Origin of the sequence: Streptomyces sp. NPDC048297 (genome assembly GCF_043201585.1) — a bacterium.
Classification (GTDB): domain Bacteria; phylum Actinomycetota; class Actinomycetes; order Streptomycetales; family Streptomycetaceae; genus Streptomyces.
Map to the genome: position 1 here is coordinate 51,377 of NZ_JBICZA010000019.1, position 20,932 is coordinate 72,308.

Genomic DNA, 20,932 nt, shown 5'->3' on the forward strand with positions numbered 1-20,932 from the left:
ACGGAACACCGGGCCCCTCACCCCTCCTCTGCCACCGGCAGCCGCAGCACGGCCACCGCGCCCCCGTCCCCCGCGTTCGTGAAGGACAGCCTCGCGCCCAGCACCTCCGCCTGTCCCAGCGCGATGGTCAGCCCGAGCCCGTGCCCCTTGGCCCCGCCCTCGGTACGGAACCGCTGCGGCCCGTGAGCCAGCAGGTACCCCGGATACCCGCCCCCGTGATCCCGCACCGTCACCACGGGCCCGTCCACGGTCAGCACCACCGGAGGGGCCGCGTGCTTGTGCGCGTTGGCCACCAGATTCCCCAGCACCCGCTCCAGGCGCCGCCGGTCGGTCTCCACCCGGGCGTCCCGTACGACCCGCACCCGCGTGTCGGTCCCGGAGGCCCGCACCACCCGCTCGGCCAGCGCGCCCAGCTCCTCGACGTCCACGTCCAGCCGCTCCCGGCCGGTGTCCAGGCGGGAGATCTCCAGCAGGTCCTCGGTGAGCGTGCGCAGCGCCGCCACCCGGTCCCGGACCAGCTCGGTCGGCCGCCCCGGCGGCAGCAGCTCGGCGGCGGCGTGCAGCCCGGTCAGCGGCGTACGCAGCTCATGGGCCACGTCCGCCGTGAACCTCTGCTCGCTCAGCAGCTTGCTCTGCAGGCTCGACGCCATGGAGTCCAGCGCGGCCGCCACCACCGCCACCTCGTCCTGGGGGCGGGTCGGATCCATGGTCCGGGGATCGTTCACGCGGGCGTCCAGATCGCCCGCGCTGATCCGCCGCGCCACCCGGGCGGTGCCGTGCAGCCGCCGGGTCACCCGGGTCACCGCGCACGCGCCGACGAGCGCCGTCGCCCCGATGGCCAGCACCGACGACCACAGGATGGAACGGTCGAGCCCGTCGATCGTGCGGGCCTGCTGCGAGTAGTCGATCTCCACCGCGAGCGCCCGGTGCCCGTCCGCCGGGCCCGCCGCCCACATCGTCGGCCGCCCCTGCCGCGTGGTGACCATCGTGCCGCGCTCCCCGGACAGGGCGAGGTCCCTGAGCGAGGCGGGCAGCCCCGCCGGATCCAGGGCCGCCCCGGGCAGCAGCGCGTCCCCGGCCTCGTACGCCCGCGTCGCGTCCTCCAGCCGGGCCAGCGCCTGGTCACGGGCCTGGCCGACGGTCTGGTCGGTCACCGACACATGCACGAGGACACCGAGCAGCGCGGCCAGCGCGCAGCACATCACGGCGACGAACGCGGCCGCCTTCACGGCGAGGGTCCCGGCCCACCGGGGCAACGCGACTCTCATCGCGCGCTCGCGGAGGGGGAGGCGGACGGAGGCGGGGACGTCGAGGCGGACGGCGAGGTGGACGGAGGCGGGGCGACGGAGGGGGTGCCCTCCGTCATCAGGGCGGACGGGTAGGCGGACGGGGACGCGGAGGACGTCGGGGTGTGACTGCGCCGCCCCCCGCCGGTCCGCAGGAACTCGTCCCGGGAGAACACCATCGCCCGCTGCTCGGGGTCCCACGTCCAGGTCGTCCGGTACTCGTACCCGGGGATCTCTGCGGGCGAGCGCTCGATCACCGTGTTCCCGGCCAGCTCCACCCCGACGATCGCGTCGTTGTCGGCCAGAACCTGGACCAGCCTGTGGTTCTCGACCGTGTACACCCGTACCGCCGTCTGGTTCGTCGGGAAGAGCCGGAAGCCGAGCGTCAGGTCGTCCCGGCCGTCCCCGGTCAGGTCACGGTAGTAGGCCTTCAGCAGCGGGCACCGCGCCCGGTCCCCGCCCGGACGGCACTCCTTCACACGGTCCACCGTCGCGTGGTACGCCCCCTTCGACCCGTAGTCGTCGGGATGCGCGGCGATCTCCGCCTCCACGACGTCCACCGGATCGACGGCCCGGATGTCGTCACCGGGCACCGGGATCCCTTTGACGATCGCCCTGTTCGCCACGTCGTAGGGGAAGGCCGGGCTGGACGCGGGCCGCAGGTCTGGCCACAGCTTCGCCGGACTGGTCGCCGTCGGCGTCGCCCCGGCCGCGTCCAGCCCGCCCGAGTCGCCACAGCCGGCCACCGTCGTCGACAGCAGGGCGACGACGGCGGCGGCGAGAGCGGCGCGCACGGGTCGTACGTGCCGTATGAGACGCGCGGTGTGCACGGGTCGTACGCGCCGTATGAAACGCGCGGTGTGCACGAGGCGACGGGCTGACACGGTGCTCGGTGCTCCTGGGGTTTCGGGGGTGATGGCTGCCCTGTACACCATATTCGTAGGCAAGTCCGTTTTGCTCCGCCAGGTCCTTCTGGTCCGTCTGGTCCGTCCCCGCGGGCGCCCTCGGTCCTCGGCGCTGGGTCCTCGGTCCTCGGCCCTCCGCCCTTGACCCTTGGCCCTCGCCTACTCGGCGGGTTCCCCCAGTTCCTCCAGCAGCCGGGCGGTGGGCAGCCCGGCGCGCAGGTACTCCACGAACAGCCGGTTGTGCAGAGCCCAGGGCGAGCGACGGGCGCGTATCAGCTCGATCGCCTCCTCGGTGGAGCTGCCCCGCCGGACCAGGGCGTGCGCGACGACCAGCCCCGAGCGGTTGTAACCGTGGTAGCAGCGGACCAGGATCGAGCGGCCGGCGTCCAGCGCCTCGTCCACCGCACCGGCCAGCCGGATCACCCCCGCCAGCTCCGTCCCGTCCAGCGGGCCGTCCGGAATCGGCCACACATGATGTTCGACCCCTGGCCGCGGCCCGTACCCCGGCAGCCGCAGCAGCGTCTGCACCAGACCGAACTCATCGCCCACGACCGCCGTCTCCAGCCGCCCCGAACGCCCCCGGAACTCATGTCCGCCCATCCACAGGCCGGGCACGATCTCGCTCCACGGGCTGGCCGGAGCCGGTACGTCGGGCTGCATTCCGCGCGTCCGCAACGGCGCCTCCCCACTCCCCTCGCCGGGTCACCTCCAAAGTAGCCGGGTTCTTGCCCCAGCAGCACCCCGCCTGTTCCCATGGTCGAGGGGTGATGGCGCATGAGCGGACTGCGCGTGGTGCCGACCTGGCGGCACGGTCGTGAACGGCTGTACGTCTGCGACCTGGGCGGACGTAATCTCGCCTGGTACGACCGTGACACGGGCCGGGTCAACCTGATCGACGAGGCGCACCGTGAGGACGTGCTCAAGGCCCTGAAAGCCTTCGTGGCGGGCCCGGTGACCGTGGGCCCGCCCCCGGTGCCCACACCCGCGGAACTGGCCCGGCTGACCCTGCACCCGGACGACGACCTGGCCCCGAACCGCCCTGGCGAGGCCCTGCTCGTCGCTCTTGACCGCGACCTTGACCGCGACCTCGATCACACCCTCGCCCTCGACCCGGCCCGCGCCCATCGCCACCTTCCCCGCCTGCGCCCCGACCCGCGCCGGCGCGCCCTGACCGCCGAGCAGACGATCGGCGAGGCCCTGGACCGGCTGGAGGGCGCCGGCTGGCACACCCTGCACTCCGTCCCGCTCCCCGGCGGCGACCGCATCCACCACCTGCTCATCGGCCCGGCCGGCCTCTTCGTCGTCCACGCCCTCTACGCCCACAAGCAGCGCGTCCTGGTCGCCGACCCCATGATCACCGTCGCCCGCCGCGCCCCCGAGCCCCTCCTCCGCCTCCTGCGCTCGACCGCCGACCGCGCCTCCTACGCCCTCACCGCCGAGGTCCGCCCCGTCCTGGCCCTGGCCGGCCCCGCCGACCTCCGCGTCACCGCCGCCCCGCGCTCCGTCCGGATCATGCAGGACACGGACCTGGAGGAGCTGGCCCGGCTGGGCGGCATACTGAAGCCGGGGGACGTGGAGGCCCTGCACGCGATGGCGAGGGACCGGAACACGTGGGGGAGGGTGTAGCCGACCCGTCGGACGCGTCGGACCCGTCGGACGCGTCGGACCCGTCGGACGCGTCGGACGCGTCGGACGCGTCGGAAGGCGGGACGGGTCAGGCTGTGCGTTTCCGGCTGCTCGCCTTCTTCGGCGCGGCCTTCTCTGCCTTCTCGGCCGTCTTGGCTGCCTTGGCTGTGCCGGCTGTGCTGGACGTCTTGGCCGTGGACTTCGCCGTCGACCTCGCCGCCGTCTTCGCTGCTGCCGTCTTCTTGGGGGTCTCGTTCCGGGGGGTCTCGGCGGCGGACTTGGACGTCGACTTGCGTGCGGAGGCGGAGGCCGCTTTGCGCGCGGGCGTCGTCTTCTTCGCGGTGGACGTCGACTTCTTGCCGCCCGTCTCCTTGGGAGTCGCCGTTCGGCGGTGTGGGAGGGAGCGGACCTCGGCCTGCTCGGCGGGCTCCGCGCCCCTGGACTCGCGGGCCTCGCGGACACTCTTCTCCAGGGCCGCCATCAGGTCGAGGACCTTGCCGCCCGCAGCGGGCTCGGGGACCTCGGGCGGGGTCTCGCCGACGGCCTTGGCGGCGATGAGTTCCTCCAGGGCCTCGCGGTACTCGTCGTGGAGGTCGTCCAGGTCCACCTCGCCGAGGGTGTCCATCAGGGCGTCGGCGAGGTCGAGTTCCTTGTCGCGGACGGTGACGTCGGCGTCGGGGGCGACGCCTTCGGGGGCTCGTACCTCGTCGGGCCAGAGCAGGCCGTGCATGGCGATGGCGTCACCGACCACGCGGAGCATGCCGAGGCGTTCCCGGCCGCGCAGGGCGTATTTGGCGACGGCGACCTTGTTGCTGCGCTTGAGGGCCTCGCGGAGCAGGACGTACGGCTTGGCGGCGGGGGCTCCGCCGGCGGCCAGGTAATAGGCCGCGTCCATCTGGAGGGGGTCGATCCGGTCGGCCGGGACGAAGGCGACGATCTCGATCGTGCGGGCGGTCGGGATCGGGATGTGGGCGAGGTCGTCGTCGGTGATCGGGATGATCGTGCCGTCCGCGTCCTCGTACCCCTTGCCGATCTCCGACTGGCCGACCTCGCGGTCCTCCAGCTCGCACACCTTGCGGTAGCGGATGCGGCCGTTGTCCTCGGTGTGGATCTGACGGAAGGAGACCGCGTGGCTCTCGGTGGCGTTCACGAGCTTGATCGGGATGCTGACGAGGCCGAAGGAGATGGCGCCGTTCCATATGGATCGCACGTGCCGCACCCTTCCTTCCGTGATTGATCCCACTTGTCCGGTTCTTGTCTGGGATTGTCATGGTATGACGCCAATCACAGAGGTGGAGGGGCGGCGGGTCGCGCTCAGTAACCTGGACAAGGTGCTGTATCCGGAGACCGGCTTCACCAAGGGGGAGCTGCTGCACTACTACGCGACGGTCGCCGACGTGATGCTGCCGCATCTGCGCGATCGGGCGGTGTCCTTCCTGCGCTATCCGGACGGGCCGCCAGGTCAGGTGTTCTTCACGAAGGAGGTGCCGCCGGGTACGCCCGAGTGGGTCAGGACCGCCGAGGTGCCCCGGTCGGAGGGCCCGGCGCGGATGGTGGTCGTACAGGATCTGGCGAGTCTGGTGTGGGCGGCGAATCTCGTCGCCGAGTTCCACACCCATCAGTGGGTGGTCCAGGCGCCGGACGTCGCCGACCGGCTGGTCTTCGATCTCGACCCCGGGGAGCCCGCGACGATCGCCGAGTGCTGCGAGGTCGCGCTGTGGCTGCGCGAACGGCTGGCGGCGGACGGGATCGAGCCGTACGCGAAGACCGCCGGTTCGAAGGGGCTGCACCTGCTGGCGGCGGTGCGCGGATGCTCGTCGGAGGAGGCGAGCGCGTACGCGAAGGGCGTGGCGGTGGAGGCGGAACGGGCGCTGCCGGGGCTGGTCGTGCACCGGATGACGAGGAGTCTGCGGGCGGGGAAGGTGTTCGTGGACTGGAGCCAGAACGCGGCCCGGAAGACGACGGCCACGGTGTACACCGTGCGGGCGCGGGAGGCGGAGAGGGTGTCGGCGCCGGTGGGGTGGGAGGAGGTGGGGGAGTGCGCGGGCTCGGGGGCTCTTGTAGAGAGGCCCGGAGGAGGGCTTGCGTTCTTGCCCGAGGACGTGGTCGCGCGGGTGCGGGAGTACGGGGACCTGTGGGCGCCCTTGCTGGACCCGGGACGGTCGGTGGAACTGCCGCGTTGAGCGGGGATAGGACCACAGACGGATGGCACGTTCCGGGGCGATTGCTAGCGTGGAAGAGGGTCCTCGCTGCCCAGAGGACTCCCCAGGGGGAAGGAGGCCGACCGATGGCAGTCGAACTCAACCACACGATCGTCGCCGCACACGACAAGAAGGCGTCCGCACGGTTCCTCGCGGATCTGCTGGGTCTGGAGGTGGCACCGGAGTTCGGTCCGTTCGTCCCGGTGCAGATACCGAACGGCGTGACGCTGGACTACATGGAAACCGCTGACTCGATCAACCCCCAGCACTACGCGTTCCTCGTCTCCGAGGACGACTTCGACACGATCTTCCGCCGCATCCGCGACGCGGGCCTGGCCTTCTGGGCGGACCCGCACCACCACCGCCGCGGCGAGATCAACCACAACGACGGCGGTCGGGGGGCTTACTTCAACGACCCGAACGGCCACAACCTGGAAATCCTGACCAGGCCGTACGGCAGCGCCGGAACCTGACGCCCCCGGCCCCGACTCAGGGCCCGTCGCCCGCGTCTAGTAGTAGTTACTGGGCCCAGTCACCGGAGATCGGTGACGGGGCTGCACTAGGGTTTGGCAACCGTCGATCTTGGTCCGGGCACGGACCGGGGTGTGGGGGGGGAGGGGACGCCACCGTGACGGAGTTGACGGCGGGGAACAGCAGCCGGCGCCCGGTGGCGCGCCGCCGTGAACGCGAGGCCGGAGGGCCGCGCGATACCCGTATCAAGGTCTCCTACGACGACGATGAGCTGACGCTCGTTCGCGCGGCAGCCGACCGCGACAGCGCCGCCGTTGCGTCTGGGTCGGCGCCGCCGCGCTGGCCGTGGCGAGGGAGACGGTCGTGCCCGTGTCGGCCGACGCCAAGGACGTGCTCCAGGAACTCCTTCGCTCTCGTGGCCGGCTGGGTCGCGCAGGCAACAACCTGGACCAGGTCGCGCGCGTACTGAACTCGGACGGCACCGTGACCGATGAGCAGCTGAGCGCCTTTTTTGAAGCGCTGCTGGAGGCGATCCGCCGAGTCGACGAGGCCACTCTTCATGTGATGCGAGAGAGGCGTCCGCGCTCGTGATGCCGAAGAAGGCGAGGGGGGAATCGACACCTACGGATTGCTGTTCCACCTCTACGGCCTGGGCAAGCGTGACGAGCACACTGACGCCCACATGGTTGCTCCGTGGGATCCCTACGTCGAAGACCCGGCACGTTCGCCGGACATGACCATCGCCGATCTGGCCCTGTTGCTCGATGCCCCAGTGCACGCTCTTCCGGGTAAGAAGCCGTCCCGGCACGTGTACCACGTGGCGGTGCGCAACGCGCCTGAGGACCGGGTCCTTTCCGATGCGGAGTGGGCCCGGGTGGCGTGCGAGATGATGCACGCCTCCGGTATCGCGGAGCATGGCGATGATCAGGCTTGCCGGTGGGTGGCGATCCGGCATGCCGAGGACCACAGCCACATCGTGGCGACCAAGGCGCGCCAGGACGGACGGCAGCCCAATCTGCGTCAGGACATCATCAAGATGCAGCAGGCGGCGCGCGGGTTCGAGGCTGAGTTCGGGCTGCGCCGCCTGACCCATGGAGACAAGACCGCGAGCCGGTGACGTAAGGCGGGGGAGATGGAGAAGGCGCAGAGGCGCGGTCTCATCGAGGCCCCGCGCGTGACGCTTCAGCGCGCGGTGCGGGAGGCGTCTGCAGCGGCCACGAATGACAGCGACTTCTTCGCCCGGCTCAGCGCGGCTGGGCTGCGCGTGCAGCAGCGGATCGCGCCGGACGGGAACGTGACCGGCTACTCCGTGGCCCTGCCGGGCGACCGCAATGCGGCGCAGACGCCAGTGTGGTTCTCCGGCGCCCGCTTGGCGCCGGATCTGTCGCTGCCACGGATGCGCGAGCGGTGGCAGCGACAGGCCGTGGGATCGGCGGCTGCGCCGACGGGAGTGTGGCAGGTGGCAGAGCAGAAGGTGCGGGCTGCGGCCTCGCAGTTGGGAGCGGGAGGACTGAGCCAGGGTGCCGGGGACGTGGCGGCTCTCGGAGATCTGATCGTGGTTGCGGCGGTGATTTCTCAGCGCGTGGTGCGCGATCAGATGCGCCAGGCCGCTTCGGAGTTCGAACGCGCTTCGCGTGCGCCGACCGCCCGTGATCTGGAGGGTCAGGCGCGTGAGCTGTACCGGGAGTCGACTCAGGTGCTGGCGCAGGCGTCGGCGTCTGTGGGACGCAGCGACACGACGGCGGCACTGGGGTTTTTGCTGGCTCTGGTGACGGCGGTGGAGGCGTCGCGCCGCTGGCACGAGGCGCAGCAGCATCGGGTCCAGGAGCGGGCTGCAGGGCGGGCTGGTCGACTGCTGCGCGAGGCGGTCGAGGTGACCATCGGAGCGGGTGCGGCGCGGGAGTACCGGCCGCGCTCCAAGTCGGCTTCTGCCCGCGGTCGTGCCGGTCAGCGGACGGCGAGCGCGGCCGGTCAGCGGCTGATGGTCGGCGTGGTCCAGCGGGCCTTTCCGCAGCATGCGCGCACGATCCTGGAGGATCCCGCATGGCCGGCGCTGCGTGAGCGGCTGATGGACTTCGAGCAGAGAGGCGAGGACCCGGGGGAGGTGCTGGCGGCGGTAGCGGGTCGGCGGGAATTGGGCACTGCGGACTTGATGGCCGAGGTGCTGACATGGCGGATGGATGGTGGCGGCAGCGGCGTTCGGCGTCGACCACTACCGTCACGGCGAGCCCATCGACGCTGAACGCGGGCGGTGGGAAGCGGGGTCTGGCCCAGGGACCGGGCACGTCGGCACTGAGGCGGCGGCCGCCCGGCGATGAACAGTCCAAGGGTCCACGCAGGACTCGCTAACGAGGGGACAAGACAGATGGGGACACCCGCGCCGGGGGAGCCGTTCTCCGAGGCGGCCGGTGAGGCGGTGCAGACCGCGGTCACGGCCGTGCGGTTGATGATGGCCATTGCCGATGCGGTGCGACGGCAGAGGCAGAGGCAGCGGGAGCAGGAAGCGGAGCAGGAACTGCCCCCTGCCGAGCAGGCCATGAGCGAGACGGCCGAGGACCTGAAGAGGCTGTTCCCGTCGGACATTTCCAACGCCCTGATGTCCGGGGAGGACTGGGCGCAGACGGCTCAGCAGCTGCTTGCGCTGCGGCAGGCCGGGGTGAGCCTGGAGGAGTTCCTGCCGCGGGTCGGCGAGATCGCGGTGAGCGTGCGGGACCAGGTCGCGGCGAACGCCGAGCGGGTGGCCCGCGAGGGCACCGGGGACTGGGAGCGGATGCTGCGCGAGACGCTGCCGGCGGGGCCGGTGCGTGAGGCGATCCTGTCCTCTCCGGCCTGGCCGGACATGGCTGCGCAGATGGCGGAGATGGACAAGAGCGGTGTCGACGTGCGGGGTCTGCTCGCGTCCGCGCACGACGAGGGCCTGGGCGTCGACCAGGCGGTGGCGAAGGTGCTGGGTGCGCCGCAGGTGCCCGCGACGAGCCGGGACGCGCTGCTGTCGTACGGGCCGCTGACGAGCGGGCTGAGTCTGCCGCCCGATCTCGATCTGTCCAACAGGGAGCGCGCATTTCGGCAGTTGGCCCTCAAGACGCGCGACAACGAGCGGTACGTCGGCTGGGTGCACGAGGCGATGCCCAGGCGGGAGCGCGATGCCGCCGTGCTGGTGAACCACCGGCAGTGGCCGCTACTGGCCGCGCAGATGGCCCAGATGGAGAGCGAGGACAAGCCGGTGCGCGAGCACCTCGCGCGGCTGACGCAGGAACTCTCGTGGGAGAAGGGGCCGGGGCCGCAGCTCGGTTCCCGGCTGGTGCAGGCCACCAATGCTGCGCTGCGTCGGCCGTTGGGCGAGGTGGTGGAGGCCGCGCCGGTACGGGTCGACACCAGGGCGGCGAGGGCACAGTCGACGACCGCGGGCCCTGCTAAGGGGCGGGCGGCGAAGAGTGCGCCTCCTGCCGGTCCGGCGACGGCCCCGCTCCGGCAGGAGGGGCGCGACCGGAGGATTGGCAAGACCCGGTAGACGCTCCCCGAACGCGTGTGTGCCGCAGCCCCGATCAGGGCTGCGGCACACACGCGAAGGCATGAGCCCCAACGACCACACAGGTCCCCACGTCCACGTCCTCGGCGTCAGGAGGCGATCGGTCGTCCAAGGGAGCGCCCCACTTCCTTGGACGGTCCAACCCCACCCGGAGTCAGCCTGCCACCGTTCGGGAAGGACGCTCGGATGGACTCATCGGTGTGGGCGGGAGCGGCATTCGGCCTGGCAGGAACCATGATCGGAGGAAGCCTTTCGATCTGGTCCACAGTCATTGCTCAGCGCCAACAAGCAGCTCAAGCGTGTAATGAGCAACGCCAGACACGCGCGGCCACGGCAACCGAGGCGGCGCTTACCGAGCTCCTCGAAATAGAACGCGACGCCCGCCGATCCGGCCCAAACGACGAAGCCCGCAAACGCCTACTCCACGAGCGCATTTTGGCCATCCAAGTCCTGATGCAACGCGTTCCCGATTCCAGCCTTCGTGACCGAGTCAGGGAAAACTGCCTGCTGATGCCCCTCTCCCTTCCCGACGACACCAGAACCTGGGAACAACGACGGGTCGACAGGATCCACCTCAGCCGCGACGCCACCGCCTGCCTGGGCGCCTACCTCCGCGGTGAACCGATCCCCCCACGCACAGTCCCAGTTGAAAGAATCCGTACTCACCAGACACCTTGGCCCGCCGGCCTGACGGGAGACACATTCTTCTGGGAAGCGGAGGACCAGTAGGAGACCAATTCGGCGGGGGTTAGGGGCGGGTGGCGCCGTAGTAGTCGCTCTCCGGCATGGCGGAGGTCAGGGGGGCGAGTTCGACGTTGCGGCCGGTGCGTGGTGCCTGGATGACGTTGCCGTCACCGGCGTACAGGGCGACGTGATAGATGGACCCGGAGGAGTTGCCGTGGCTCCAGAACAGCAGGTCGCCCACCTTCAGGTCGTGGCGGGAGACCGCGTGGTCGGAGGTGGCGCCGTACTGCGCGGCCGCGGTGCGCGGGAGCTTGAGGTCGGGCCAGTAGGAGTACTGCACCAGGCTGCTGCAGTCGAAGCCGGTGGTGGTGCTGGCGGAGCATTTTCCGTTGAGGTAGCCGCTGGTGCCGTCGCAGAACCCGGTGCTCGGGCCGGCGGGTCCGCCGCCGCCCCAGGCGTAGGGGGTGCCGATGCGGGTGGCGGCCTTGCGTACGGCGTCGGGGCCGTCGCCGGAGCCGGTGATCTCCACGAGACCGGGTCCCTCGAAGCGCGGCATGGTGGACAGGATGATCTGCACGTAGTTGTAGGTCTCGCCGTTGGCGAACGATTTCGGCGGTACGCCGTGGAACTGCTCGACCCGCTGCCAGCCGGCGTTGTATCCGGCGAGGGCGAGGGCGCGGACGTCGCCGCTGTAGCCGCTGTGTTTGGCCTGTCCGAGCAGGGAGCACATCATGCGTCCCTGGGCCATGACGGCGTCGCCTATGTCCCAGGGGGAGGCCGCGCCGTTGCCGTCGGCGTCGCGTCCCCAGGTGGCCCAGGTGCCGGGCATGAACTGGGCCGGTCCCTGCGCTCCGGTGCGGGAGGTCGCCTCCCGTACCGAGGTCTTGAACTTCGATTCCTGGTAGAGCTGGGCGGCCAGCAGCGACGGGGTGAGTCCGGGCTCCTTGCAGTCCTTGGATGCCTGGAGGATCCAGGGCCGGAATTCGGCGGGGACTCCTCGCAGGCCGCCCCCGCCGTCGGACATCTCGTCGGCCTGGGCGTCGTCCACGAGGACCAGCGCCACCACGCCGATGACGGCCACCATGAGTAAGGCGACGACGCCGCCGACGACCTTGATGATCACTGCCACGCGTTGTTCCCCCGTGCCGCGTTTCGGTTGCGTTGTGCCTGGTGTGCGACTTTCCGGCGTACTAGATCACGCGCTGCCTGCCGGGCGCTCTCCCATTGAGTGGGCGTCAGGCCGTAGGCGTCGGCCCATGCCGCGGGTGAGCGCACGCCGGTCACTCCGCGTTCGACCTGGGAGACCATCTGCCGGACGACGCCGAGCCGGATGGCCATTTCGGTCTGGGTGAGCCCGATCCTGCCACGGATGTCACGTAGAGTCAGTGGTGGTTCCAGTGGGGTGAGTTCGTCCAGTGTGACGCCCAGGGCCTTCGCGACAGCGTGGGCGACCCGGGGGTGTGGCTGGTGATGGCCGGATTCGGAACTGCGAATGGTGTTGGGGCTGACCCCTGCGGCGATGGCGAGGTCATCGACTTTGATCCCTGCTCTGAGGCGCAGGGCGCGTGCTCGTGCGCCGTCGTACACCGTCACCTGTTCCCTGACCTCCGGTGAGCGTAGAAATTGCAACTCAGATATGCCAGTGATGCACGCTAGCCTCTGTAGTCCCACTGACCCAAGATCGCAGACGGACAAATAAGCGCAGATAGGGGGGAGTTGCGGCATGATTACCCATTCGGAGACACCAATTCCGCACGGGAGGCCCGCAGGTGTTCTCCAGTACGCGCTGATTCCGATGCATGGGTACGGAATTGCAGAGGCGACGGTTGCCCGGATGCTCGACCCGCAGCAGGTGGGCGCGGCCCGGATGCTGCAGCCGGGCGAGGCCCTGCCGTACGGGGTGAAGCCGGTGCTGCTGGCCGCCACCACGGTGTACGGCGCGGTGTGCGTGGAGCACATGCTGCGCAGCTGGGCGGCCGGGCTGCCCCGCCCGTGGCTGGTGCTGATCTCCGATGCGCCCGTGCGTCCGGTGCAGGCGGCCCGCTACCGCGTGCGTGCCTTGCAGTCGCGGCTGGCCGGGGTGTCGACGGTGCCGTACTTGGCGGTGCTGCGCGCGGTCGAGGGCGCCGAACAAGCCCTTGAAGACAAGGACGTTGTGGCCGCCGCCCACCGGCTGCGGCGCGAGATGGAAGGGAAGTAACGAGCATGCAGATGGCCACGGAGATGGTCACGCTGGCGGGCCTGATCCCCGGGGCGAAGCCCACGCAGATCGACGGGCTGTCCGGCCCGGTCTCGACGCTGTTCGGGTACGGGCTGTGGCTGCTGATCCTGGCGGGCGCGGGGGGCGTCGGGTTCGGTGTGTTCAAGCTGGCGATCTCGGACAAGTCGAGGCACGGCGGCGGTAGTGAGCCGTTCAAGTGGATGGGCGCCGGCGTGGCGGCGATCCTGCTTGCCGGGTCGCTGATCACCATCCTCAACGGCATCGCGGGCTAGGGGCGGTTGACGTGTCGCGAACTCGTGGGACGTGGAACAGCAAGGGCATGTGGGCCGCGGGCGTGGTCCTCGCCGGTGTGATCGGCCTGACCGGCTACGCGGTCTTCAGCGGGGACGACGGCGGCTCCGATCAGGGCACGGGTACGAAGCCCAGTGCCAGCGCCAGTGCCACGGCACCTTCCGGGCCCGAGCCGACCTACACGGTGCCCAGCGACTGGACCGAGCCGGATCACTGGGCAGCGTTGCCTCGGGGGGATCGGACGGACCAGCACGGCAGTCAGGTCGGCTTTCCGCACACCGCCGAGGGCGCCGTGGCCATGTTGGCGGCTGCGGCATCCACTGACATCGAAGGCAACAAGACCACGCTCACTGAGCAGCTGAGGGTCTATCACTCCTACGTCTCCGCGCAGGACACCAACGACACGTCGCTCAAGGCGGTGCAGCGGAACGCTTCCCAGACGGACGAAGAACTGCGTAACCAGATGGGTGTGGCCCCTGGGGCGGCGCTGCCGTCCGGCGCCTATGTGCGTACCACGGTGGTCGGCTACAAGGTCGTCAAGCAGTCCTCTGGCGAGGTCAGCGTCTGGCTTCTGAGTCGGGTGGCTCAGAAGAACGGCGAGACGAAGAAGGAGGACGTCTCCCTCACGCGCAGTCTGGCCGCCGGACGCTGGGAGCACGGCGACTGGAAGGTGTCGGGCGAGGCGATTGTGGCCGCCAAACAGCAGACGGACGGGCAACCCGAACCGGCTGGCGCAGCTCCCGGTGACGCGAAGTTCAACTCTGCAGGATGGACAGCGATCCGGGCGGCGTCATGAAGCGGCTGGCGGCGCTCCTGCTTGCCCTGGTGGCGGCCCTGAGCGTTTCGGTCTCTGCTCCGCAGCCCGCGGCCGCCGACGACGGTGACGGGTGGATCGGCGGAGGCGTCCGCATCGCGTGCACGGCGTCCGGCGTGGGTCTGTTCGACACCATCGCCGGGGCCGTCCAGGGGAAGACGGACGCCGGGATCTGCAAGAAGGTCGGCAAAGAGGTCTCGGAGAAGGTCCACAAGGCCTGGAAGGACGTGCAGGAGTCGCTCCTGGGGGATGTCATCCTCTCCGCCACCGACTCCGAGAAGTGGGTCATCAAGAAGGTGTTGACCCTCTCCTTGCTGGGGCCATCGCTCGACTTGCGGAAGACCGGCTTGTTCGGCCGGGACGCCACCTTGGCGGGCATGCTGACCTGGTTGGGTCTGGTCATCGCGAGCTTCGGGGCGATGTGGCAGATCGGGAAGATGGCGATCACCGGCCAGAGCAGGCACGTTGGGCGGGCCATGCTCGGCTGGGTCGAGTCCACCTTCATGTCCGCTGTCGGTGTGGGCCTGGTCGCGGTGATGTTGTCGGCCGGGGACGCGCTGACCAGCAGCCTGGTCAACGCCACCTTCGACGGTAAGGCCTACGACCGGATCGTCACGGTCATGGTGCCCGAGGGCGTGTCCAACCCGATCACGATGCTGTGCATCGTGGCGATTCTGCTGCTGGTCGGCATCATCCAGCTGATCCTGGTCTTCCTGCGGCAGTCCGCCATCCCGATCCAGTGCCTGCTGCTGCCGGTGGCCGGCGGCGGCCGCGCCGGTGGTGAGACCACCCGCCAGTGGGCGCCGAAACTGATCACGTCGATCTGCGTGGTGATCGCCTACAAGCCGATCCTCGCCGTGATCATCTGCACGGGGTTCGCGGAGTTCGGCGAGAGCCAGACCCTCGCGGAGTGGCTGCGCGGCTGCGCCACCCTGATCCTCGCGGTCATTGCCCCGGGGCCGCTCACCCGCTTGTTCGCGCCGTTCGGCGAGGCCGTCGGTGCGGGTCTGGCAGCCGGTGGTGTCGGGGGTGCCCTGGGCATGGCGGGCAACTACCTCGGCAACAGCATCAGCGGCGGCGCCGGCGCGAGCGCGGGCAGCGGCGGTGGCGGCGGTAGCGGTGACGGCAAGGGTGGTCACGGCGGTGACGGCGGTGACGGCGCTCCCGCCGACCCGGTCTCGCACGCCCAGCGCGTGCAGCAGAGCATGGGCAGCCAGAACCCGTCCGAGCCGGGCGGAGAGGGCGGGAAGGGCGGTGACGCCCAGGCGGCCCCGAGCGTGCCCTCCCAGTCGGCCGGGCAGGACGCGGCCGCGAGTACGGGGGCCAGTGCCGGGCAGGGGGCGGCCGCGGCCGCCACGGGTGGCGCCACTGTCGCCATCCAGGTCCTGGACGGCGTCAACAACACCGCCCACAACGGCGGGCAGAACGGGAGCAACACGTGAGCGGGCACGAGGTGCCGAGGCCGCTGATGGTCGAGGGGTTCCGGGCCCGGCAGTCCTTCGGGTTCGGTGGCCTGTCCAAGACGGCGACCATGGTGGCGGCCGTGGTCCTGGTCGCGGTGGGTGTCATCGCGACGCAGGCGCCCGCCTCCCTGGTCGTCACCCTGCCGGTGACATTCGCGGTGTTCGGGCTGGCCGCGGCCCGCCGCCACGGGATGTCCGCGCTGGCCTACTACTGGGCGAAGGCTTCGTGGAAGCGCACGGCGCGGGTCGAGGCCACCTCCTACCGGCGGGTGCTGCTGCCGCTGCCGTATGCGCTGGACCTGCCCGGGGTGGGCGCCTCCTCCACGCTGATCCGGGCGTACGACCCGACGACGGGCCGGAACGTGGGAGTGGTGCACGACCGGGCGACCGGCTACATGACGGGCACCACGCTGCTGGCGCCGGGCGGCAGCCTGATGGCGCCGACCGGCACGGTGCAGAGCAGCCTGCGTACCTGGTCGAGTGTGCTGGACGCGATGAGCACGGACGAGCAGATCAAGGGTGCCACGGTCACCATCCAGATCACGCCGGGCGCCGGCGAGGCCCTCGGTGACGATGTCCGGGTCCGCAAGGACCCGCGTGCCCCGCAGCTGGCCTCCCAGGTCATCGACGAGCTGGTGCGCACGACGCCGCACGCCACCGCGAGCGTGGCCCCGTGGATGACGATCACCGTCGACCCGGCGGCGTCCGCCAACCCGCCGCAGGAGCTGGCCGAGCAGGTGGCCGAGGTGCTGCGGGTGGTCGACTCGATCGACCTGAGCGGCACGGGCACGGACGTGGAGCGCCGCGCGACCGACGTCGACCTGCGGCGCATCGTCAGAAGCGCCTACGACCCGGCCGTGTTCAACGCCCGTGACGCGGATTTCGCGGAGCTGGAGTGGGGGGAGTGCGGGCCGCAGGCGGCCGATGACTACCTGGAGGAGTACGCCCACGACGGCGGGGTGTCCGTGTCCTGGGTGCTGCGGGAGATGCCGCGCCGCCCGATCGCCTACAGCGTGCTGCTGCCACTGCTGGCCCCGGGCCGCTACCAGCGGCGCATCACCCTTGCCTACCGGGTGCTGGACCCGCACGAGGGTGAGCGGGTGCTGGAGCGGGAGATCAGCCACGCCCACCAGCGGGCGCAGGCCACGGCCGAGGTCAAGGGCCGCGCGAAATGGTCGCAGAAGGCGGACGCGGCGCGGGCGGAGGCGGCGGCCGCCCAGGTGGCCGGCGGCTCGCAGGTCGTGGAGTGGACGCTGATGGTGACCGTCACCGCCCGCAGCGCGGCCGAACTGCCCGCTGCCCGCCAGGAGATCGAGCGGGCGGTCAAGGCCACCCGCGGTATCCGGATGCGGCCCGCGTTCGGCGCCCAGGCCGCGGTGTTCGCCGCAGGCCTGCCGCTGGGCTACAACCCGCTGGTCAAGGACTGACGAGGGACGAGGAGAAGGGCCCCGATGGCACGCAAGAGCCGGCCGCCGGTCGTCACCACGCCCAAGCGGGTGACCCGTGTGGCCGAACAGCCGCCGAGCCGTGAGGAACGCAAGACGGCCAAGCAGCTGAAGCAGCGGTTCGCGCCGCGGCTGGGGTGGGGCGGCCGGTTCGGCGGCCGGGTCCCGGTCGAGGACTCCGGCACCGTCTACACCGGTCCCACCACCCAGGCGGGCGGCATCTACCCGTTCCTCCTCGGCAGCGGACTGCCCCCGCGCGGCGTCCCGGTCGGCCGGGACGTGCTGACCGGCGAACTCGTGTGTGTCGACCCGTCCGGCTGGACCGGCCGCCTGACCACCAACCCCGGTGTGTGGGTGATGTCCCAGCCCGGCGCGGGCAAGTCCGCGCTGGTCAAGCGGATCTGTCTCGTGTACTCCGCGTATGGGCACATGGTGTGCGTGCCCGGCGACGTCAAGGGCGAGTACAGCCAGCTGATCGGCGAACTCGGCGGGTCGGTGGTGCGGATCGGCGACGGCATCGGCCGGATCAACCCGCTGGACTCCGGCCCGCTCAAGGGCCGCGCCCACTCCCTGACCGCCGAGCGCCGGCAGGCCCTGCTCGATGTCCTCAACGGGCGCCGCCTGGAGACGCTGGTCGCCCTGCTGTCCACCAAGCACGGCCTGGGCAGGGCCCCGGACGAGATCGAGCGTTCCGCGCTCGACACGGCCGTCCAACTGGCTTCGGCCGCACAGGAGTCGGGCAGTGACCCGGTCGTCGCGGACGTGACCCATGTGCTGAGGGCGGCGCCGGAGGAGCTGCGGGTCAAGCTGTCCGCCGAAGGCGACCGCTACCAGGACCTCACCCGCTCGGTGATCGCCGGGCTCGACAACCTGGTCGGCGGTCCCCTCAGGGGCCTGTTCGACGGGCCGACCACGGTGCCGCTGGACATCAACGCGCCCGCCGTCTCCGTGGACATCTCCGCGCTGCGGGCCCGCGGCAACGATGTCGTGAGCGCGGGCATGATCGCGACCTGGGCGTACACCTACAGCGCTATCGACTCCGCCCGCAGCATCGGGCTGATGGACCGCAAGCTCGTGCTGCCCATGGACGAGATGTGGAGGGCCCTGCGCAGCGGCCCCGGCCTGGTCGACGCGATGGACGCCATCTCCCGCCTGAACCGCACCACCGACGACGTCACGATCTACGTCACGCACTCCCTGCTCGACGTCGAGGCGCTGCCCACCGAGATGGACCGGGCCAAGGCCCGCGGCCTGATGGACCGGTGCGACACGTGGGTGATCGGCGCGAGCACCACCGAGGAACTGCAGCGGGTCACCGGCAAGCGCTCCCTGACGGAGCAGGAGATCCTGATGATCGGCTCGTGGTCGTCGGCGACGAGCACCGGCCTGGACATCGACCCCACCCATGGCGACGAGGGCCGCCCCCAGGACGAGGACGCCGTCCGCCACCCGGGCCGGGGCAAGTACCTGATCAAGCTGGGCACGAGGCCGGGCATCGCGGCCGCGCTCGAACTCACCGCCACAGAGCAGCGGCTGTACCGCACGGACAACAACCGACGCAGGACCACGGGGGTGGGCAGCCGATGATGACCGAGAACGACCGGATGTGGGCCGCGGCAGGCGTCGCGTCCGGCAGCGCGGTCACCCTGGCCGCCTCCACCTGGGCCGGGGCCGCCGCCGGCGCCGTCCTCACGGGCGAGGACGCGGCCCCCGCATCCCCGGTCACCCTCTACCGCATGGCCGGCGACTGGGCCGCCGTATGGCCCCACTCGCAGACCGCTTCCGCGATCGGGGCCACGGTGGCGGACCTGGCGGTCATCGTGTTCGTCGTGTGGGGCCTGCGCTGGGCGTTCCGCTGGTTCCGCAACCCGTCCAGCCTGGCCACCCTGCACCAGGTGCGGGAGCTGACCCCCAAGCTGGCGGCCCGCACCGCGACCCGGCTGCGCGCCTCCCTCAAGGACACCAACCCCAAGGAGATCCCGGCGCGGGACCGGGGCGTGCTCCTCGGCGACCACCTGCCCTCCGGGGTCGAGCTGCGCGGCAGCGACGAGGACACCTACGTCGCCATCATGGCGCCCCGCGCCGGCAAGTCCACCAGCCTGGCGATCCCGGTCGCCGAAGAGGCCCCCGGCGCCCTGCTGATGACGTCCAACAAGGCCGACGTGTACGCGGCCACCCTCGCCTCCCGCGCACGCGTCGGGCAGACCTGGGTCCTCGACACCCAGGGCGTGGCCCAGGTCGAGCGGCAGATGTGGTGGGACATGATCGCCCAGGCGGAGACACTGGAGGGCGCCGAACGCCTCGCCTCGCACTTCGTCACCCAGATCACCTCCGAACAGGCCGACCCGTTCTGGTCCCAGGCCGCGGGCGACCTCCTGGTCGGCCTGTTCCGGGCCGCCTGGTGGGAGGGCGGCACGGTCCGCGACGTCATGAAGTGGTTGAGCGACCCGAAGGAGAAGGCCCCGCTGCGGGTGCTCTACCAGCACGAACCCGTGCTCGCCGAGCAGGTCGACTCGTCCATCAACATCGCCGAGGAGACACAGTCCGGGATCTACCAGAACGCCCGGACCGCCGTGTCCGCGCTGCGTGACGAGAAGGTGCTGGCGTGGGTCACGCCGGACGAGCGTCACCCCCGGTTCGACCCCGAGGCGTTCGCCATCAGCAAGGACACCCTGTACCTGCTGTCCAAGAAGGGCGGTCCGGCGAGCGCGGTGATCGCTGCACTCGCGGACGCCGTGTTCACGGCCGCCGCCGAGGCGGGCGAGCGCAACGGCGGGCGCCTGCCCGAGCCGATGCGCGCGGTCCTGGACGAGGCCGCCAACATCTGCCGTATCGCCGACCTGCCCGACCTCTACTCCCACCTCGGATCCCGGGGCATCACCCCGTTCGTCATCCTGCAGTCCTACCGGCAGGGCGTGAAAGCGTGGGGCGAGGTCGGCATGGACGCCATGTGGTCCGCCGCCACCCGCAAGCTGATCGGCGTGGGCATCGACGACGCCCGGTTCGCCGGCGACGTCTCCAGCCTGGTCGGCGCCCACTACGTCGACCGCGGCTCGTATTCCAAGAGCAAGGAAGGCTCCTCCTACTCCGTCAGCGAGCAGCGCGAGCAGGTCATGGACCCCGCCGACATCCGCTCCATGCGCAAGGGCACCGCCCTGCTCATGGCCACCGGCATGCCCGTCGCCCAGATCGCCCTGCGCCCCTGGTACGAGGAGAAGGCCATGGCCCACATCGGCCCCCAGATGAAGGCCGAGGAGTCCGCCATCACCAAGCGGGCCGTCGCGGCGCACGAGGAGAGGAAGGCAGGCCGCCGTGGCTGACGAGAAACCCGACTTCGAGGTCCCCGTGGGCCTGTTCGAGGACTTCGAGGACCTCAAGGCCCAGGTCGCCCGGCTCACCGCGCAGCTCCAGACGCTCACCGAGGGCGCGGGCGAGGAGGCGGACGAGGCCTCCGCCGACGATGTGACGGCCGGCGCCGAAGAAGCCGACAGGGGGGACGCCCCCGAGGACGAGTGGCAGTACCCGCCGTTCATCCTGCTGCTCGACCCGCCCCAGTACGACGACGAACTGCGGGCCCTGACCGAATGGGTCGAAGGCGTCCTCGTCCCCGGGTACCTGGCCGAGCCCAGCAGTGATGCCCGCTGGTGCCACCTGTGGTTCGAGCACCCGGTCGCCGTCGCCCGGCTGCACGCCCTGTGGCTGGCCTGGCAGGAGCTGACCGACCCGGCCAGCTGCGGCTACACCGGGCCCAGCGTGTGGCACCGCGACCACCTGGACCCCTCCATGCGCGAACTGCGCGGCTCCTCCGGCCCGTTCGCGGGCTGCACCAAGGGAGAGCACCAGATCGACCACCGCATACCCGGCCTGGTGCCCAGCGCCTGGCGCCAGAACGACGCCTGACGAGCGGGACAGATCACGCTCTTACGTGGGCCGCGTGCGTTTACTGACCGCGTTCTTCGGGGCCATCGCCTCCCGGGATGCGGGACTTCGCCTCCT

General features: G+C 70.9%; 22 protein-coding genes. 16 read left to right on the forward strand and 6 right to left on the reverse strand.

Translation table 11 applies throughout. From position 1 onward, the window contains the following. Positions 1-17 precede the first annotated feature (17 nt). From ACGFYV_RS21680 to ACGFYV_RS21690, 3 genes are all read right to left on the reverse strand, one after another. Positions 18-1,268 carry an ATP-binding protein gene (locus tag ACGFYV_RS21680; protein ID WP_393880041.1) on the reverse strand — a complete coding sequence of 417 codons (1,251 nt, stop codon included), beginning with the start codon at positions 1,266-1,268 and terminating at the stop codon, positions 18-20. Beyond that, the gene (locus ACGFYV_RS21685; protein ID WP_393880144.1) at positions 1,265-2,098 is read right to left on the reverse strand and encodes a hypothetical protein; all 834 of its coding nucleotides are present in this window, start codon (positions 2,096-2,098) and stop codon (positions 1,265-1,267) included. The genes ACGFYV_RS21680 and ACGFYV_RS21685 overlap by 4 nt, the downstream gene beginning before the upstream one ends. A gap of 252 nt (positions 2,099-2,350) precedes the next feature. After that, positions 2,351-2,866, reverse strand: a complete 516-nt coding sequence (locus tag ACGFYV_RS21690) for a dual specificity protein phosphatase family protein (RefSeq protein ID WP_393880042.1) — start codon at positions 2,864-2,866, stop codon at positions 2,351-2,353. Positions 2,867-2,965: 99 nt separating this feature from the next. Here ACGFYV_RS21690 and ACGFYV_RS21695 point away from each other — a divergent pair, with 99 nt between their 5' ends. Then, entirely contained in the window at positions 2,966-3,817 is an 852-nt protein-coding gene (locus ACGFYV_RS21695; RefSeq protein WP_393880043.1) for a nuclease-related domain-containing protein, read from the forward strand. Positions 3,818-3,905: 88 nt separating this feature from the next. On the opposite strand, the gene ACGFYV_RS21700 is transcribed toward ACGFYV_RS21695, so the two are convergent. After that, positions 3,906-5,027, reverse strand: a complete 1,122-nt coding sequence (locus ACGFYV_RS21700) for a Ku protein (RefSeq protein WP_393880044.1) — start codon at positions 5,025-5,027, stop codon at positions 3,906-3,908. A 64-nt stretch (positions 5,028-5,091) separates the two neighbouring features. Here ACGFYV_RS21700 and ligD point away from each other — a divergent pair, with 64 nt between their 5' ends. The 7 genes from ligD to ACGFYV_RS21735 all read left to right on the forward strand — a co-directional run bounded on the left by ligD (position 5,092) and on the right by ACGFYV_RS21735 (position 10,747). Continuing rightward, on the forward strand, positions 5,092-6,000 hold the full coding sequence (ligD, locus tag ACGFYV_RS21705; protein WP_393880045.1) for a non-homologous end-joining DNA ligase: 909 nt from the start codon (positions 5,092-5,094) through the stop codon (positions 5,998-6,000). Between the two features lie 104 nt (positions 6,001-6,104). After that, entirely contained in the window at positions 6,105-6,491 is a 387-nt protein-coding gene (locus tag ACGFYV_RS21710) for a VOC family protein (protein WP_393880046.1), read from the forward strand. Positions 6,492-6,858: 367 nt separating this feature from the next. Further along, a complete protein-coding gene (locus tag ACGFYV_RS21715; protein WP_393880047.1) occupies positions 6,859-7,080 on the forward strand; it encodes a hypothetical protein in 222 nt (73 codons plus the stop codon). Positions 7,081-7,117: 37 nt separating this feature from the next. After that, positions 7,118-7,606: a relaxase/mobilization nuclease domain-containing protein gene (locus ACGFYV_RS21720; RefSeq protein ID WP_393880048.1), complete on the forward strand. Its 489-nt coding sequence runs from the start codon at positions 7,118-7,120 to the stop codon at positions 7,604-7,606. A 15-nt stretch (positions 7,607-7,621) separates the two neighbouring features. Beyond that, on the forward strand, positions 7,622-8,731 hold the full coding sequence (locus tag ACGFYV_RS21725) for a hypothetical protein (protein ID WP_393880049.1): 1,110 nt from the start codon (positions 7,622-7,624) through the stop codon (positions 8,729-8,731). Positions 8,732-8,854: 123 nt separating this feature from the next. After that, positions 8,855-10,000 carry a hypothetical protein gene (locus ACGFYV_RS21730; RefSeq protein WP_393880050.1) on the forward strand — a complete coding sequence of 382 codons (1,146 nt, stop codon included), beginning with the start codon at positions 8,855-8,857 and terminating at the stop codon, positions 9,998-10,000. Positions 10,001-10,204: 204 nt separating this feature from the next. Then, positions 10,205-10,747, forward strand: coding sequence for a hypothetical protein (locus tag ACGFYV_RS21735; RefSeq protein ID WP_393880051.1), 543 nt, complete (start codon positions 10,205-10,207; stop codon positions 10,745-10,747). A 19-nt stretch (positions 10,748-10,766) separates the two neighbouring features. On the opposite strand, the gene ACGFYV_RS21740 is transcribed toward ACGFYV_RS21735, so the two are convergent. Together ACGFYV_RS21740 and ACGFYV_RS21745 are read right to left on the reverse strand one after the other, a co-directional pair. Beyond that, positions 10,767-11,831: an NlpC/P60 family protein gene (locus ACGFYV_RS21740; RefSeq protein WP_393880052.1), complete on the reverse strand. Its 1,065-nt coding sequence runs from the start codon at positions 11,829-11,831 to the stop codon at positions 10,767-10,769. Then, on the reverse strand, positions 11,822-12,295 hold the full coding sequence (locus tag ACGFYV_RS21745; protein WP_393880053.1) for a helix-turn-helix domain-containing protein: 474 nt from the start codon (positions 12,293-12,295) through the stop codon (positions 11,822-11,824). Before ACGFYV_RS21745 ends, ACGFYV_RS21740 begins: the two co-directional genes overlap by 10 nt. Before the next feature lie 241 nt (positions 12,296-12,536). Here ACGFYV_RS21745 and ACGFYV_RS21750 point away from each other — a divergent pair, with 241 nt between their 5' ends. Genes ACGFYV_RS21750 through ACGFYV_RS21785 form a run of 8 tightly spaced genes read left to right on the forward strand, consistent with a single transcriptional unit; the run spans position 12,537 to position 20,836 of the window. Continuing rightward, a complete protein-coding gene (locus ACGFYV_RS21750; RefSeq protein ID WP_393880054.1) occupies positions 12,537-12,902 on the forward strand; it encodes a hypothetical protein in 366 nt (121 codons plus the stop codon). Between the two features lie 5 nt (positions 12,903-12,907). Further along, positions 12,908-13,195 (forward strand): hypothetical protein, encoded by a 288-nt coding sequence (locus tag ACGFYV_RS21755; protein ID WP_393880055.1) that lies wholly within the window; start codon positions 12,908-12,910, stop codon positions 13,193-13,195. 47 nt (positions 13,196-13,242) lie between these two features. Beyond that, positions 13,243-14,010, forward strand: a complete 768-nt coding sequence (locus tag ACGFYV_RS21760) for a hypothetical protein (RefSeq protein WP_393880056.1) — start codon at positions 13,243-13,245, stop codon at positions 14,008-14,010. Then, the gene (locus ACGFYV_RS21765; RefSeq protein ID WP_393880057.1) at positions 13,983-15,470 is read left to right on the forward strand and encodes a hypothetical protein; all 1,488 of its coding nucleotides are present in this window, start codon (positions 13,983-13,985) and stop codon (positions 15,468-15,470) included. The genes ACGFYV_RS21760 and ACGFYV_RS21765 overlap by 28 nt, the downstream gene beginning before the upstream one ends. Next, positions 15,467-16,918 carry an SCO6880 family protein gene (locus ACGFYV_RS21770; RefSeq protein ID WP_393880058.1) on the forward strand — a complete coding sequence of 484 codons (1,452 nt, stop codon included), beginning with the start codon at positions 15,467-15,469 and terminating at the stop codon, positions 16,916-16,918. Before ACGFYV_RS21765 ends, ACGFYV_RS21770 begins: the two co-directional genes overlap by 4 nt. A 24-nt stretch (positions 16,919-16,942) precedes the next feature. Beyond that, positions 16,943-18,523 (forward strand): ATP-binding protein, encoded by a 1,581-nt coding sequence (locus tag ACGFYV_RS21775; protein WP_393880059.1) that lies wholly within the window; start codon positions 16,943-16,945, stop codon positions 18,521-18,523. After that, complete coding sequence (locus tag ACGFYV_RS21780; protein ID WP_393880060.1) at positions 18,520-20,256, forward strand: type IV secretory system conjugative DNA transfer family protein; 1,737 nt, start codon at positions 18,520-18,522, stop codon at positions 20,254-20,256. Before ACGFYV_RS21775 ends, ACGFYV_RS21780 begins: the two co-directional genes overlap by 4 nt. Continuing rightward, complete coding sequence (locus tag ACGFYV_RS21785; protein WP_393880061.1) at positions 20,249-20,836, forward strand: DUF4913 domain-containing protein; 588 nt, start codon at positions 20,249-20,251, stop codon at positions 20,834-20,836. The genes ACGFYV_RS21780 and ACGFYV_RS21785 overlap by 8 nt, the downstream gene beginning before the upstream one ends. The last annotated feature ends 96 nt before the right edge of the window (positions 20,837-20,932 follow it).

Coding starts and splice junctions, on each gene's coding strand:
- ACGFYV_RS21680 (WP_393880041.1), bottom strand. CDS start 1,268: ATGAGAGTCGCGTTGCCCCGGTGGGCCGGGACCCTCGCCGTGAAGGCG.
- ACGFYV_RS21760 (WP_393880056.1), top strand. CDS start 13,243: ATGTGGGCCGCGGGCGTGGTCCTCGCCGGTGTGATCGGCCTGACCGGC.
- ACGFYV_RS21710 (WP_393880046.1), top strand. CDS start 6,105: ATGGCAGTCGAACTCAACCACACGATCGTCGCCGCACACGACAAGAAG.
- ACGFYV_RS21735 (WP_393880051.1), top strand. CDS start 10,205: ATGGACTCATCGGTGTGGGCGGGAGCGGCATTCGGCCTGGCAGGAACC.
- ACGFYV_RS21765 (WP_393880057.1), top strand. CDS start 13,983: ATGGACAGCGATCCGGGCGGCGTCATGAAGCGGCTGGCGGCGCTCCTG.
- ligD (WP_393880045.1), top strand. CDS start 5,092: ATGACGCCAATCACAGAGGTGGAGGGGCGGCGGGTCGCGCTCAGTAAC.
- ACGFYV_RS21730 (WP_393880050.1), top strand. CDS start 8,855: ATGGGGACACCCGCGCCGGGGGAGCCGTTCTCCGAGGCGGCCGGTGAG.
- ACGFYV_RS21775 (WP_393880059.1), top strand. CDS start 16,943: ATGGCACGCAAGAGCCGGCCGCCGGTCGTCACCACGCCCAAGCGGGTG.
- ACGFYV_RS21755 (WP_393880055.1), top strand. CDS start 12,908: ATGCAGATGGCCACGGAGATGGTCACGCTGGCGGGCCTGATCCCCGGG.
- ACGFYV_RS21695 (WP_393880043.1), top strand. CDS start 2,966: ATGAGCGGACTGCGCGTGGTGCCGACCTGGCGGCACGGTCGTGAACGG.
- ACGFYV_RS21725 (WP_393880049.1), top strand. CDS start 7,622: ATGGAGAAGGCGCAGAGGCGCGGTCTCATCGAGGCCCCGCGCGTGACG.
- ACGFYV_RS21750 (WP_393880054.1), top strand. CDS start 12,537: ATGCTCGACCCGCAGCAGGTGGGCGCGGCCCGGATGCTGCAGCCGGGC.
- ACGFYV_RS21780 (WP_393880060.1), top strand. CDS start 18,520: ATGATGACCGAGAACGACCGGATGTGGGCCGCGGCAGGCGTCGCGTCC.